Genomic DNA, 12,816 nt, shown 5'->3' on the forward strand with positions numbered 1-12,816 from the left:
GACAGTTATGGCCAACACGCGCGACGCGCTCAATGCACTGTACCCCTTCCTGCGCGGCGACCGGCAGGATACGGGCACGCTCGATCGTGCATTGGCTGAATCCGTAGCACAGAAAGCGGCGGACAGCATTGCTGTGAAGCAGACGTTCTTCGCGGCAAATCGCGAAGCGATGGTAAAAGTAGCCCGCGCAGTGGCGCGCGTCTACGAAAATAACGGGCGTCTTTTCACCATGGGCAACGGCGGGTCGAGTTGCGACGCCGCACATGTAGCCGTGGAGTTTCAGCATCCGGTCACCGCCGGCCGGCCCGCGCTGACAGCGGTGAACCTGGTCGCCGATACCGCGATGCTGACCGCAGTGGGCAACGACGTGGGGTTTAGTCACGTGTACCTGCGTCAGCTCGTCGCGCTGGCGCGGCGGGGGGATGGACTGATCGGCATTTCCACCAGCGGTAATTCGGAAAATCTCATCGCGGCGTTCGCCAAGGCGCGCGAACTGGGGGTCGTCACCATCGGGCTCAGCGGAGGAGATGGAGGAAAGATGGCGCGTTCCGGGCTGCTCGATCATTGCCTGGTGGTGCCGAGCCAGAGCATTCATCGAATTCAGGAAACGCACGTGGCCATCTACCACATTCTGTGGGACCTCGTGCACACACTGCTCGCCGACCGACGCGGCGGCCTCGTGAATAAGGAAAGCCTGTGAAGTATGTAGACGAGTTTCGTGATCCCGAAAAGGCGCGCACGCTGCTCGCTGAAATCGCCGTGCTGGTGAAATCCACCAGCCGCGTCCGCAATCGTCCGTTGCAGATTATGGAAGTGTGCGGTGGTCACACTCACTCCATCTTCCGTTACGGCATCCAGCAGATGCTCCCGCCGGAAGTGGAGTTCGTGCATGGCCCCGGCTGCCCGGTGTGCGTGTTGCCGATGGGACGTGTGGACGACTGCGTCGCGCTCGCCGAGCGGCCGGAGGTGATCTTCACTACCTTCGGCGATGCGATGCGCGTACCAGGCTCGAAAAAGAGCCTGCTCAAGGCCAAGGCGGACGGCGCGGACGTGCACATGGTGTATTCGCCGCTCGATGCGCTGAAGCTCGCGCGCGAAAACCCGGATCGTGAAGTGATATTCTTCGGCCTCGGCTTCGAGACCACCATGCCCAGCACGGCGTTTACCCTGCTCCAAGCAAAGGCCGAAGGGACTAAAAATTTTTCGCTGTTCTGCAATCACATCACCATCATTCCGACCATCAAGGCTATACTGGATTCACCTGACCTGCAGATCGATGGCTTTCTTGGACCGGGGCACGTGAGTATGGTCATTGGCACGCGCCCTTATGATTTCATCGCAGCGCATTATGGCAAACCGATCACCGTCGCAGGATTCGAGCCACTAGACGTGCTGCACGCCCTATGGATGGTGATAAAGCAAATCGCGGAAGGTCGCGCCGAAGTGGAAAACCAGTACAGCCGCATCGTGCCCCGCGATGGCAACGCCGCCGCGCTCGAGGCGGTGCAGGAAGTCTACGAACCGCGCGAATTCTTCGAGTGGCGCGGCCTGGGCTCGATCGATCATTCCGGCGTCAAGATCCGCGAGGCTTACGCCGCCTTCGACGCGGAGCGGAAATTCCTGGTGAAGACGGTGAGCATCGCCGATGCTACCTCCTGCCAGTGCGGCGAGGTGTTAAAGGGCGTCATCAAGCCGCAGGCGTGCAAAGTCTTCGGCACGGCTTGCACGCCCGAGACGCCGCTCGGCGCACTGATGGTCTCATCGGAAGGCGCATGCGCGGCTTACTACAACTATGGCCGCATTGACATTTCCGGGTTGAAACGTCAAACCGATGCCGTCGTTGCCTAGACTCGCCGACATGAATCCCGTCCGCGTCCTCAAGCCTCTCAGACTACTACGCGACACGCAGATCAACATGTCGCATGGCAGCGGCGGGAAGGCGATGCGCGACCTCATTCAAGACGTTTTCGTCGGCGCCTTCGACAATCCCTTGCTCGCACGCCTTGAAGATCAGGCGGTGATCCCCCTCGCCGAATTGGCGTGTTACGGCGACCGGCTCGCCTTCACAACCGATACCTACGTCGTCGATCCGTTGTTCTTTCCCGGCGGCGATATCGGCACGCTCGCGGTGGCAGGCACGGTCAACGACCTCGCAGTAAGCGGCGCGCGTCCGCTGTTTCTTTCCTGCAGCATGGTGATCGAGGAGGGCTTGCCGGTCGAACTGTTGCGCCGGGTGGTGGCCAGCATGCAGGCCACGGCCGCAGCGGCGGGTGTTATGATCGTCACCGGCGACACCAAAGTGGTGGAGCGCGGCGCGGCGGACAAACTGTTTATCAACACGGCGGGCATCGGCGTCGTGCGCGCCGGAGTAAATATCGCCGCGGCGAACGCCAGGATAGGCGATGTAATCATCGTGAGCGGTCATCTCGGCGACCACGGCGCGGCGATTCTCGTCGCGCGCAACGAGCTTGCACTGGAGACCTCGGTGGAAAGCGACTGCTGTCCTCTCAACGGGTTGATTGATGCGATTCTGGATGTCTGTCCGGCGGTACGCAGCCTGCGCGATGCGACGCGCGGGGGGGCTGCGACGGTGCTTAACGAATTCGCGCAAAGCTCGGGACTGGCCATGCGCATCCGTGAAGCGGCGCTGCCGGTACGCGAGGAAGTCAAGGGCGCCTGCGAGATCCTTGGGCTCGACCCGCTCTATCTTGCGAACGAAGGCAAGCTCGTCGCCATCGTCCCGCGAGAAGCGGCCGACAGCGTGCTGGCCGCCATGCGCGCACATCCGGTGGGCGGACGGGCAGCGCTCATCGGTGAAGTATGCGCCTCGCCCGCGGGGATGGTTGTGATGGAAACCTCCTTCGGCGGTAGCCGCATCGTGGATATGCTGGTGGGCGAGCAATTGCCGCGCATTTGCTGAAGAGGGTGGTATGCACGAGCTTTCCATCACCCGCAATGTGGTCGCCATCGTGAGTGAGCATGCGCAACAGCGCAAAGTGCTGCGGGTCACACTGGAAGTCGGCGAGCTTTCGGCCATCATGCCGGAGGCGATCCGCTTCTGTTTCGATATATGCACCCAAGGTACGCCGCTCGAAGGGGCGCGCCTGGACATCATGCAAACGCCCGGCAGTGCGACATGCCGTGATTGCGGCGCGGAGTTTGCGCTCCATGACATCCTCGCCCGTTGCGTTTGCGGCGGTACCCATCTCGTGCGGCGCGGTGGCGACGAATTGAATATCAAGGAAATGGAGGTAGCCTGATGTGTACGACATGCGGTTGTTCAAATATGGAGGGAGTCATCATCACTGACCCGGCAAGCGGTGCAATGCGGATACTCACAAAAGCTGAGCGCGATCACATGCATGCCGAAGGCCACCCTGGACACCCCCACGCTCATACTGCGATCTACGCACCCGCCCATACGCACCCGCATACGCATGAGGCGGTGGTGGAAGCGATTCCCGCGGCGCTGCACGGAACCACCATCGCGCTGGAACAGGAGATTCTGTCCAAGAACCGGCGTATCGCCGAGCGTAATCGTGGCTGGCTTTCCAGCCGGGGCGTACTCGCGCTGAACCTCGTGAGCTCGCCGGGATCGGGCAAGACCTCGCTGCTCGAGCGCACCCTCCGCGATCTGAGAGGCCGCGTTACAATGTCGGTCATCGAGGGCGACCAGGAAACCATGAACGACGCCGAACGCATCCGCGCCACGGGTTGCAAGGCGATCCAGATCAACACCGGTAAGGGCTGCCACCTGGAGGCGGAAATAGTGGGCGAGGCGCTGGCCGCGCTCGACGCACCTGCGGATTCGGTGGTGATGATCGAGAACGTCGGCAATCTCGTATGTCCGGCGCTATTCGATCTGGGTGAGCGGGCGAAGATCGTAATCCTCTCAGTGACGGAGGGCGACGACAAGCCGCTCAAGTATCCGCACATGTTCCACGCCTCCGAACTTATGCTCATCAACAAGATGGACCTCCTGCCGTATGTGGATTTCGATGTCGAGAGGTGCATCGCCAATGCACGACAGGTGAATCCGAACATCCAGGCGCTGCGCGTGTCGGCAACGACCGGCGCAGGCATGGAAGACTGGTACCATTGGCTGCAAGACCTGCTGCATTCGTCGCAAATGGGACGACTCGTGCACTCCGCGGTATGACGCTCGCGAGCATCCTGCTCATAGGCGTGCTGCTCGGCATGAAGCACGCCCTCGAAGCCGACCACATCGCCGCAGTGGCCAGCCTCGCCACCCGGCACACGAGGGTAGCCGACGTCGTGCGTCAGGGCGTGGTATGGGGGATGGGGCACACCATAACCCTGATGACCGTTTGCGGTGGCGTGCTGCTGATAGGCGCCGCGATACCCGTACATTTCGCGCAGGGATTGGAAATCGCTGTCGGAATCATGCTCATCGGTTTGGGGAGCGAAGTTCTGTGGCGGTTGCGGCGCGCACGCATTCATTTTCACGCCCATCGGCACTTCGGCCGAGTCCACCTACACGCCCATTCGCACAAGGGCGAGAGCGAGCACAAGTATTCACTGCACCAGCATGAGCACGCCAAGCGGCTGCCGATGCGGCCGTTGGCCGTGGGCATGATGCATGGGCTCGCAGGTTCCGCCGTGCTCGTACTCCTCAGCCTCGAGGCGATTCATTCGCCGGCGTGGGGCGTGGTCTACATCGCGCTCTTCGGCGTCGGCTCGATCGTTGGCATGGCCGTGCTATCGGTGGTGATCGGCATTTCGCTGCGGCTTTCCGCCGCGTATCTCAGCCGCGCGCATAGCCTCCTGAACGCGGGCGTCGGTGTAGCCACGGTTCTTATCGGCGCGCATCTTATCTACCATATCGCGGTGATCGAACGGCTCTTGATTTAGCTGCGTCGTTGACTCCGTCTAAACGTAGGGCATAGTCCGCTATACGGGCGCCCCACTCCTAAAAGAGCGCAATAAATCTCCGGCCTTATACAAACTGCTCTGTATGCCTGCCTTGGTCTAGATTATCATCACATTATGTCTGAACCCCTGTTAATACTTGCTCCGGAACGAGAGGTCTATACCATCTCGCGCCTCAACCAGGAGGTGCGCGCACTGCTGGAGGGCCATTTCCCGCTGCTTTGGGTTGAGGGGGAGATTTCCAACCTTGCCCGGCCCTCCTCCGGGCACCTGTATTTTGCCCTCAAGGACGAGCAGGCTCAGGTGCGCTGCGCCTTATTCCGCATGCGTAATCGGAATCTGGGTTTTATCCCGGACAATGGCATGCAGGTGCTGGTGCGGGCGCGCGTAAGCCTGTATGAGGGCCGGGGCGAGTTTCAACTTATCGTTGAAGAGATTGAGCAGGCGGGTGATGGCGCGCTGCGCCGCGCCTTCGAGTTGCTCAAACAGCGTCTGGCCGCGCAAGGCTTGTTCGATGCCGCGCATAAACGTCCCCTGCCCCGTTTGCCGCGGCGTATCGGTGTCATTACCTCACCCACCGGGGCGGCGATCCGCGACATCTTGACGACGCTGCGCCGCCGCTTTCCCTCCATCCCGGTTTTGATCTATCCGGTTCCCGTACAAGGTGCGGGCGCGGCGGACAAGATCGCACGGGCGATCCGCCTTGCCTCTGAAAGGGCGGACTGTGATGTGCTCATTGTGGCGCGTGGCGGCGGTTCTCTGGAAGACTTGTGGGCCTTCAATGAAGAGGTGGTGGCCCACGCGGTCTACGACTGCCGAATCCCGCTGGTGGCGGGGATAGGGCATGAGACCGACATCACCATAGCAGACTTTATCGCCGATCAGCGCGCCGCCACGCCGACCGCCGCTGCCGAGCTGGCCAGCCCGGACGCAACGGAATGGATACAACAGTTTGTCCGTTACCAACGGCGGCTGGCCACACTGATGCAGACCCAAATCAAGTATCACCACCAAGCCCTGCATGGACTGGCGCAGCGGGTGCAACACCCTCGACAACTGCTGTTCAGACAGGCGCAGCGTTTGGACGAGCTGGAGCAGCGTCTGCAACACGCCCGGCGGGTGTTCTATCGGCATGCCGCTTCGCGTTTGGCGGAGCTTAAGGCACACCTGCAACGCCACAGTCCCATGCAGCGTCTCATCCAGGCTCATCTTGCCTGTGATCACCTGAGCCAACGTCTGCGTGCCTCGCTCAGCCTCCTTGTGGAACGGCGGCGCGGGCAACTGACCTCCGTCAGCCGCGCCCTGGATGCCGTAAGCCCCCTGGCCACCCTCGGCCGCGGCTATGCCATTATTAAACGCCAGCCCGATGGCCGCTTGGTGCGTACGGCCAGGGATGTCGCTGTCGGTGATCGCATTGAAGCAAGATTGGCGCAGGGGAGTCTTCTGTGCAGTGTTGATAAAATACATGAGAAATAGATTATTACTTATTGTTTTTATTTTATTTTTTATAAGAATAAGCCACGCGGATACGCTGCCGCAAACCAGCCCCGTGCCGGGTGGCGTGGCCGTCATACCCCTTGCAACCAAGAGTCAGGCCCCTCCCCTCGTCCGCTACGATCAGAAACGGGTCATGGTGCTGCGCACCGAAGGGCGCTGGCAGGCGGTCGTCGGCATCCCTTTGGGTGCACAGCCTGGCATCCATCACCTGGAGGTCGCAGCGGCCAAAAAGACCCGCAGGATTCCTTTCACTGTTAAGGATAAACAGTACGCAACCCAGCGTCTCACCATAACGGACCGGCGCAAGGTGGAGCCCACCCCGGAAGACCTGGCGCGCATCGAGCAGGAGAATAAAAAGATTAGTGCTGCGCTGGCCACCTGGAACGACGCCGGCGTAATCCCGGCCGGCTTCTCGCTGCCGGTGGTTGACGGAAAACCCGGCAACAGCTTCGGCATGCGCCGCATTTTCAATGGCCAGGCGCGCAAACCTCATAGCGGGATGGACATCTCCGCCGACAGCGGCGCCCCCGTGCTATCCCCGGCGCCGGGAACGGTCATCATGACCGGCGATTATTTTTTTACCGGCAACAGCGTTTTCGTGGACCACGGTCAGGGCCTGATCACGCTATACTGCCATCTCGAACAGATTCAGGTCCAGCCTGGCCAGGCTCTTGAACGTGGCGACCGCATCGGCAAGGTAGGCATGACCGGCCGCGCCACCGGACCGCATCTGCACTGGGGGGTGTCCCTGAATCAGGTATCGGTGAATCCTGCATTATTCTTGCAAGGCTACGGCGAAGTGTCTGGCCACTAGCCCGGTTACACGAACCGTTCTGGCATGTTGTTTGCCTCTAGTTTATGCAATAATAATCACGTTATTGATAATTAAAGAACAAGAAATTCATGACCGGCGATTACTCATCTTGGCGCAGCCTGAACTGGGCTTTGGCCGTTATGCTTGGGCTGCTATCGGGCTGCGCGACGCTGCAAAGCACCGAGGAAGACCGCGATCCCTTGGAGGGCGTCAATCGGGGGATATACACTTTCAATGAAAATGTAGACAAGGCGGTCGTCAAACCTCTTGCCACCGTATACCGCGACGCCGTTCCGGAATTCGTCAGGACGGGCGTGGCGAATTTCTTCGGTAATCTCGCTTATCCCATCGTGATAGTGAATGACATGCTGCAAGGAAAAATCACCCAGGGATTGGATGATACGAGCCGCTTCATCACGAACTCCACTTTCGGCCTGCTGGGCCTCCTGGATGTCGCCACGCCCGCGGGCATGCCGACACATAACGAGGACTTCGGACAGACCTTAGGGGTATGGGGTTTCGGTGAGGGCGTTTATATCGTGCTGCCGTTGCTTGGGCCGAGCAACTTGCGTGACTCGGTGGGGCTGGCGGCCGATTATCAGATGGACATACTGAATTACCACAGCGACATGAGTCAACGCAACGTCGCCCGTGGGGGCAGAGCTATAGATACGCGCTCGCGTCTGCTCGGCGCGAGTCGGGTCTTCGAAGAAGCCGCAGCGTTCGATCCCTACGGCTTCGCCCGCGAGGCCTATCGTCAGCGGCGCGCGAATCTGATTAGAGATAACGGCGGCGCGCCAGCGGATGAATTTTTTGAAGAAGAACCCCCCGCTGACATGGCGCCCAAGAAATAGCATCTTAGGCTCTCCACAACGCCGTTTATAACAAACGATTCACCACGGAGGACGCAGAGAAAAATCAAACAGGGTGAACGTATACCTCTGCGTCCTCTGCGGTAAATGTAGTTTTATTGAAAGCTATTTATAACGAATCGTTAGCTCTTCGCGTGCCTCATCAGCCGTTTGCGTTTTGTGCGCTGGCGTTCCGTAAGAACACTCTTACGTCCTTTATACGGATTCTCGCTTGACTTGAATTCCACCCTCACCGGCGTGCCTTCCAATCCAAGCGCATCACGCAAGCTGTTGGCGAGATAGCGCCGGTAGGATTCCGGCACATCTTCCGTTTGGTTGCCGTGGATGACCACCAACGGCGGATTGTGACCCCCTTGGTGCGCATAACGCAGCTTGATGCGCCGTCCGCGCACCAGCGGCGGCGGATGGGCAACCACCACCTTTTCCAAGATACGGGAGAGTTGCGGAGTAGAAAGTTTTTTACTGGCCGAGACATAGGCCCTGTCCACCGAACCGAACAAATTGGCCACGCCCGTGCCGCGCAACGCAGAAATAAAATGGATCTTGGCAAAATCCAGGAACGACAACTTGCGGTCGAGTTCCTGCTTTACACGGCTGCGTTGTTCAAGGTCCAGCCCATCCCATTTATTGACGGCGAGCACCAGCGCCCTGCCCTCTTCCCACACAAAGCCCAGCAAACTTGCGTCTTGATCGGTAATGCCTTGCTGGGCATCCAGCACCAGAATCACCACGTGCGCATCCGCAATCGCCTGCAGCGTTTTAATCACGCTGAATTTTTCCACTGCTTCGATGACCTTGCCGCGCCGCCGCACGCCTGCGGTATCAATCAGCGTGTAGTGCTCCCCCTTACGCTCAAAGGGAACATAAATGCTGTCGCGCGTGGTGCCCGGCTGATCGAAGGCCAATACGCGCTCTTCGCCCAGCATCCGATTTATCAGTGTGGACTTACCCACGTTGGGACGGCCGACGACAGCGACCTTGATTCCCGGAGGCGCTTCTTCTTCGGCTTCATCAGGCTGCGGCAGGCCGGGTGTAGCCAGCACCGCATTCATGAGTTCCGTCACACCTTCGCCATGCGCAGCGGATATGGCATGAGGATCACCCAAACCCAGGCGGTGGAATTCCGCTCCGGCCAGAGCCGTGTTGAGCCCTTCGGTTTTATTCACCACCAGAAAAATCGGCCGGCCCAAACGGCGCAACTTCGCGGCCAATGACTCATCTTCCGCAGTCATGCCTGTGCGGCCGTCCACCAGAAACAGCGTAGCATCCGCCTCGCGCACCGCAAGCAACGATTGCTGAACAACCAATGCCTCCAGCCCCTCTTTTGTCTCACCCAAGCCGCCCGTGTCTATCACCAGACATGAGCGGCCTTCGAGTTCGGCGCCGCCGTACTGACGATCGCGGGTGAGACCGGGAAAATCAGCCACCAACGCCTCGCGCGAACGCGTGAGGCGATTAAACAACGTAGACTTACCGACGTTAGGCCGGCCGACCAAAGCGATGACGGGTTTCATAGTATGTTACTTTATCGGTAGGATTTCGAAATTGGGCTGAGATATTGATATACTGAATACTGCTTCTAAGCAAATGGAGACTGAAGTCATACCAGGAGGTCAATCATGCCTATAGAGCAAGCGCCTATTATTTCACAGTGGTACAAACATCTCGATAAAGGTTACAAGTTTCAAGTGACGGCCGTGGATGATGATGGAGGAACCGTCGAGCTGCAGCACTTTGACGGTGATTTAGAAGAAATAGATATAGATAGTTGGCATGCGATGGACATCGAGCCCATTGAGCCGCCTGAGGACTGGACAGGGCCGATGGACGACATTGAACGCGACGACCTCGGTTATTCTGAAACCGACATGACGGGTGAAGATTGGGGAGAACCGCTCCGCGATGTGGGTAAAGACCCCAAAGAGGAGGAGGGCGAAGGCACTGAACGTTGATGGATCGGCGGCATGCTGGCTTACTTATATTTTGCTACTATGTTCGTCAAGGAGTTTCAGCAATCGGTCAGGCGGGACATAACCCGGCAATAAACTGCCGTCTTCGAGCACCAGTGTCGGTGTTCCGGTCACTCCAATCTTTTTACCCATCTCAAATTCCTGCTTGACGGGGTTCGGGCAGGTCTTGGCCTCGACAGGCTTGTCAACCTTGGCGTCAGTAATCGCCTGATTACGATCCTTGGCGCACCACACCGAGACGGCCTTGTCGTAAGAAGGCGAATCTATCCCGGTGCGCGGAAAGGCCAGGTAACGCACCTGTATGCCCAGTTGGTTGTATTGGGCGATCTCGCTGTGCATCTTCCTGCAAAAGCCGCAGTCAATATCCGTAAAAACGGTAATGGTGTGTTTGACCTGTTTCGGCTCAAATACGATCATGTTGCCCACCGGCACCGTGCTTAACAACTTGAGCCGCGCCTGACCGCGCTTGTCCTCAGTGAGATTTTTTTCCACACTCAGGTCCACCACGTCTCCTTGCAGCATGTAGCGGCCGTCTTTCGAGATGTAAAAGATCATCGTGCCGTAGGTGACTTCAAAATAGCCTGGGATGGGAGATAAACCGATGCTGTCCGGTTTTTGGTCGGGCAGCAGTTCGGCGAGCCGCTTGTTGATGTCAACATTGTCTTCGGCAACCGCTAGAACAGGTAAGCTTAACAACGCGGCCAGCACCATGAAACGTAATGTACTCATAAGCTTCTCCACGTTGTTAATCACGAAAGTTAATATATTGTAGCGGAAGTCCAACCTTGGCATTACGCAACAAGACGATGACGTCTTGCAGATCATCCCGTTTTTTGCCGGTGACGCGCACCTGTTCCCCTTGAATTGCGGTCTGTACCTTGAGCTTGCTGTCCTTGATTAACCGGCTGACCTTTTTGGCCGTCTCGGCATCAATCCCTTGCCGGAGGGTATTTTTTTGCAGTGCCTTGGAACCACTTGTCTCGATCTTGCCTTCCTCAAGGCATTCCAAATCTATACTAGATTTGACCAGTTTGCCACGCAAAATATCCATAATCTGTTTTATTTGAAACTCGTTGTCGGCATGCAGGGTGAGCACATTTTTGGCCTGCTCGACCTCGGCGCCGGTGCCTTTAAAATCAAAGCGTGTCGAGATCTCACGGTTGGTCTGATCCACCGCGTTGGTGAGTTCGTGCATGTTGATTTCAGAGACGATGTCGAAGGAAGGCATGGTTTTCAGCCAAGTACGTTGCAGGCCAAGATAACTGATTCCTTTGCGCCCTCAGCGGTAAAAGATATAAACCTTTCTACCGCAGAGGACGCGGAGGAAAATCGAAAACGCATCGTGTCAGCCTCGTGGATGATGATGGGCATGGAGGTCTTTCAGGCGCTCTCGTGCAATATGAGTATAAATTTGTGTGGTGGATAAGTCACTGTGTCCGAGCAGCAGTTGTACCACACGCAGGTCGGCGCCGTGGTTGAGCAGGTGGGTCGCGAAGGCGTGCCGCAGGGTGTGTGGCGAGAGGTGTTTGGTGATTCCCGCTCGCTGCGCATGATAACGGATACGATACCAGAAGGCCTGGCGCGATAGCACCCCACCCTGCCGGCCCGGAAAGAGCATCGAACTGGTATGCCCGCGCGCGAGTTCCGGGCGCGCCGTCTGCATGTAGCGCTCCAGCCACGCCGCGGCCTCTTCGCCGAACGGCACCAGGCGCTCTTTGTTCCCTTTGCCTGTAATGCGCACCACACCCTGGCGTAGATTGACCTGATTGAATGTGAGCGAGACCAGTTCCGTGACCCGCAGGCCACAGGCATAAAGCAGCTCCAGCATGGCCCGGTCGCGCAGGCCTAGCGGATCTTCTATAACCGGCGCCGCCAGCAAGGTCTCGACCTCTTCCTCGGTAAGTAATTTCGGCAGCGGGCGGCCCAGCTTGGGCGCGGCGATACGCGCACTGGGGTCTTCCGTTATCTTGCCCTCGCGCGTGAGGTATTGGTAAAAGCGGCGCAGTGCGGAGAGCAGGCGCGCGGTGGAGCGCGGACTGAAGTCGCTGCGTGTGCGTGCGGCGAGATAATCCAGCAAATCCGCACGCTGCGCGTTGACTAGATCCCTGTTACGACTGTTTAACCAGCCCGCCAGGATTTGCAGATCGGTGCGGTAGGCGCTGCGGGTATGTTCACTGAGTCCGCGTTCCAGCCACAGCGCGTCTACCACCGTGTCTATAAGCCGCGCATCCGGTCCGCTGATGCCGCCACCGTGCGCAGCGGCGTCAGGCACGCGACTCATGCTCCAGCAGCCGACGCTTGATGCCGAGTGAGGAACCCTTCGTCGCCCCTGAATAGCCGCCCAATCCGTGCGCGGCCAGTACGCGGTGACACGGAATGACTATAGGTATGGGATTGGCACGGCAAGCATTGCCGATAGCGCGCGCGCCGGTGCCGAGTTGTCTGGCGAGCTCACCATACTGAGCGGTGCGGCCCGCGGGCAGTTTGCGCAGCGCCCGCCAAACGCGGCGCTGGAAGGTAGTACCGGAAAGATGCAGTGGAATGGAAAAGCGTGTATGCGGGTCGGAGAAATAGGCCTGAAGCTCGGCAACGATGCGTCGCGCCAAGGGCGAGGCAGGTTTCAGTTCAGATCCTTTGGGCGGCAGAAAGTCTATGCTGGACAAGGCGTCCTGCCGGGTATGCACCCCCAGCCTCACATTCAGGCTGGGGATATAGACTACAGCTTCGTAGTCAGTGCGGGGACGCTTCGTCACGGCGGCTACGATACACCCCT

General features: G+C 58.8%; 15 protein-coding genes. 10 read left to right on the forward strand and 5 right to left on the reverse strand.

Annotated elements, in window-relative coordinates; all coding sequences use genetic code 11:
- The first annotated feature begins 7 nt into the window (after positions 1–7).
- The 9 genes from HY028_03370 to HY028_03410 all read left to right on the forward strand — a co-directional run bounded on the left by HY028_03370 (position 8) and on the right by HY028_03410 (position 8,055).
- Entirely contained in the window at positions 8–700 is a 693-nt protein-coding gene (locus HY028_03370) for an SIS domain-containing protein (GenBank protein MBI3343897.1), read from the forward strand.
- A complete protein-coding gene (hypD, locus tag HY028_03375; protein ID MBI3343898.1) occupies positions 697–1,848 on the forward strand; it encodes a hydrogenase formation protein HypD in 1,152 nt (383 codons plus the stop codon). Before HY028_03370 ends, hypD begins: the two co-directional genes overlap by 4 nt.
- Before the next feature lie 10 nt (positions 1,849–1,858).
- Positions 1,859–2,920 (forward strand): hydrogenase expression/formation protein HypE, encoded by a 1,062-nt coding sequence (gene hypE / locus HY028_03380; GenBank protein MBI3343899.1) that lies wholly within the window; start codon positions 1,859–1,861, stop codon positions 2,918–2,920.
- A 10-nt stretch (positions 2,921–2,930) separates the two neighbouring features.
- Positions 2,931–3,260, forward strand: coding sequence for a hydrogenase maturation nickel metallochaperone HypA (gene hypA / locus HY028_03385; GenBank protein ID MBI3343900.1), 330 nt, complete (start codon positions 2,931–2,933; stop codon positions 3,258–3,260).
- The gene (gene hypB, locus HY028_03390) at positions 3,260–4,159 is read left to right on the forward strand and encodes a hydrogenase nickel incorporation protein HypB (GenBank protein ID MBI3343901.1); all 900 of its coding nucleotides are present in this window, start codon (positions 3,260–3,262) and stop codon (positions 4,157–4,159) included. The genes hypA and hypB overlap by 1 nt, the downstream gene beginning before the upstream one ends.
- Positions 4,156–4,872, forward strand: a complete 717-nt coding sequence (locus HY028_03395) for an urease accessory protein (protein MBI3343902.1) — start codon at positions 4,156–4,158, stop codon at positions 4,870–4,872. The genes hypB and HY028_03395 overlap by 4 nt, the downstream gene beginning before the upstream one ends.
- A 135-nt stretch (positions 4,873–5,007) precedes the next feature.
- The gene (locus tag HY028_03400) at positions 5,008–6,366 is read left to right on the forward strand and encodes an exodeoxyribonuclease VII large subunit (GenBank protein MBI3343903.1); all 1,359 of its coding nucleotides are present in this window, start codon (positions 5,008–5,010) and stop codon (positions 6,364–6,366) included.
- Positions 6,356–7,201 carry a M23 family metallopeptidase gene (locus tag HY028_03405; GenBank protein MBI3343904.1) on the forward strand — a complete coding sequence of 282 codons (846 nt, stop codon included), beginning with the start codon at positions 6,356–6,358 and terminating at the stop codon, positions 7,199–7,201. Before HY028_03400 ends, HY028_03405 begins: the two co-directional genes overlap by 11 nt.
- Before the next feature lie 89 nt (positions 7,202–7,290).
- Positions 7,291–8,055 (forward strand): VacJ family lipoprotein, encoded by a 765-nt coding sequence (locus HY028_03410; GenBank protein ID MBI3343905.1) that lies wholly within the window; start codon positions 7,291–7,293, stop codon positions 8,053–8,055.
- Between the two features lie 140 nt (positions 8,056–8,195).
- Here the strand turns inward: HY028_03410 and der are convergent, their stop codons facing one another.
- The gene (gene der, locus HY028_03415) at positions 8,196–9,587 is read right to left on the reverse strand and encodes a ribosome biogenesis GTPase Der (protein ID MBI3343906.1); all 1,392 of its coding nucleotides are present in this window, start codon (positions 9,585–9,587) and stop codon (positions 8,196–8,198) included.
- Between the two features lie 105 nt (positions 9,588–9,692).
- On the opposite strand from der, the gene HY028_03420 reads away from it, so the two are divergent.
- Positions 9,693–10,025, forward strand: a complete 333-nt coding sequence (locus HY028_03420) for a hypothetical protein (GenBank protein MBI3343907.1) — start codon at positions 9,693–9,695, stop codon at positions 10,023–10,025.
- Positions 10,026–10,049: 24 nt separating this feature from the next.
- Here HY028_03420 and HY028_03425 read toward each other — a convergent pair whose 3' ends face one another.
- The 4 genes from HY028_03425 to HY028_03440 all read right to left on the reverse strand — a co-directional run bounded on the left by HY028_03425 (position 10,050) and on the right by HY028_03440 (position 12,754).
- Complete coding sequence (locus HY028_03425; protein ID MBI3343908.1) at positions 10,050–10,754, reverse strand: DsbC family protein; 705 nt, start codon at positions 10,752–10,754, stop codon at positions 10,050–10,052.
- A 34-nt stretch (positions 10,755–10,788) separates the two neighbouring features.
- Positions 10,789–11,271 (reverse strand): YajQ family cyclic di-GMP-binding protein, encoded by a 483-nt coding sequence (locus HY028_03430; GenBank protein ID MBI3343909.1) that lies wholly within the window; start codon positions 11,269–11,271, stop codon positions 10,789–10,791.
- A gap of 117 nt (positions 11,272–11,388) precedes the next feature.
- On the reverse strand, positions 11,389–12,324 hold the full coding sequence (gene xerD / locus HY028_03435) for a site-specific tyrosine recombinase XerD (protein ID MBI3343910.1): 936 nt from the start codon (positions 12,322–12,324) through the stop codon (positions 11,389–11,391).
- Entirely contained in the window at positions 12,308–12,754 is a 447-nt protein-coding gene (locus tag HY028_03440) for a methylated-DNA--[protein]-cysteine S-methyltransferase (GenBank protein MBI3343911.1), read from the reverse strand. Before HY028_03440 ends, xerD begins: the two co-directional genes overlap by 17 nt.
- Positions 12,755–12,816 lie beyond the last annotated feature (62 nt).

It is taken from the genome of Gammaproteobacteria bacterium (genome assembly GCA_016195665.1).
Classification (GTDB): Bacteria; Pseudomonadota; Gammaproteobacteria; order SURF-13; family SURF-13; genus JACPZD01.

Coding starts and splice junctions, on each gene's coding strand:
- HY028_03400 (MBI3343903.1), top strand. CDS start 5,008: ATGTCTGAACCCCTGTTAATACTTGCTCCGGAACGAGAGGTCTATACC.
- HY028_03405 (MBI3343904.1), top strand. CDS start 6,356: ATGAGAAATAGATTATTACTTATTGTTTTTATTTTATTTTTTATAAGA.
- HY028_03430 (MBI3343909.1), bottom strand. CDS start 11,271: ATGCCTTCCTTCGACATCGTCTCTGAAATCAACATGCACGAACTCACC.
- hypA (MBI3343900.1), top strand. CDS start 2,931: ATGCACGAGCTTTCCATCACCCGCAATGTGGTCGCCATCGTGAGTGAG.
- HY028_03410 (MBI3343905.1), top strand. CDS start 7,291: ATGACCGGCGATTACTCATCTTGGCGCAGCCTGAACTGGGCTTTGGCC.
- HY028_03420 (MBI3343907.1), top strand. CDS start 9,693: ATGCCTATAGAGCAAGCGCCTATTATTTCACAGTGGTACAAACATCTC.
- hypE (MBI3343899.1), top strand. CDS start 1,859: ATGAATCCCGTCCGCGTCCTCAAGCCTCTCAGACTACTACGCGACACG.
- der (MBI3343906.1), bottom strand. CDS start 9,587: ATGAAACCCGTCATCGCTTTGGTCGGCCGGCCTAACGTCGGTAAGTCT.
- xerD (MBI3343910.1), bottom strand. CDS start 12,324: ATGAGTCGCGTGCCTGACGCCGCTGCGCACGGTGGCGGCATCAGCGGA.
- HY028_03425 (MBI3343908.1), bottom strand. CDS start 10,754: ATGGTGCTGGCCGCGTTGTTAAGCTTACCTGTTCTAGCGGTTGCCGAA.
- hypB (MBI3343901.1), top strand. CDS start 3,260: ATGTGTACGACATGCGGTTGTTCAAATATGGAGGGAGTCATCATCACT.
- HY028_03395 (MBI3343902.1), top strand. CDS start 4,156: ATGACGCTCGCGAGCATCCTGCTCATAGGCGTGCTGCTCGGCATGAAG.
- HY028_03370 (MBI3343897.1), top strand. CDS start 8: ATGGCCAACACGCGCGACGCGCTCAATGCACTGTACCCCTTCCTGCGC.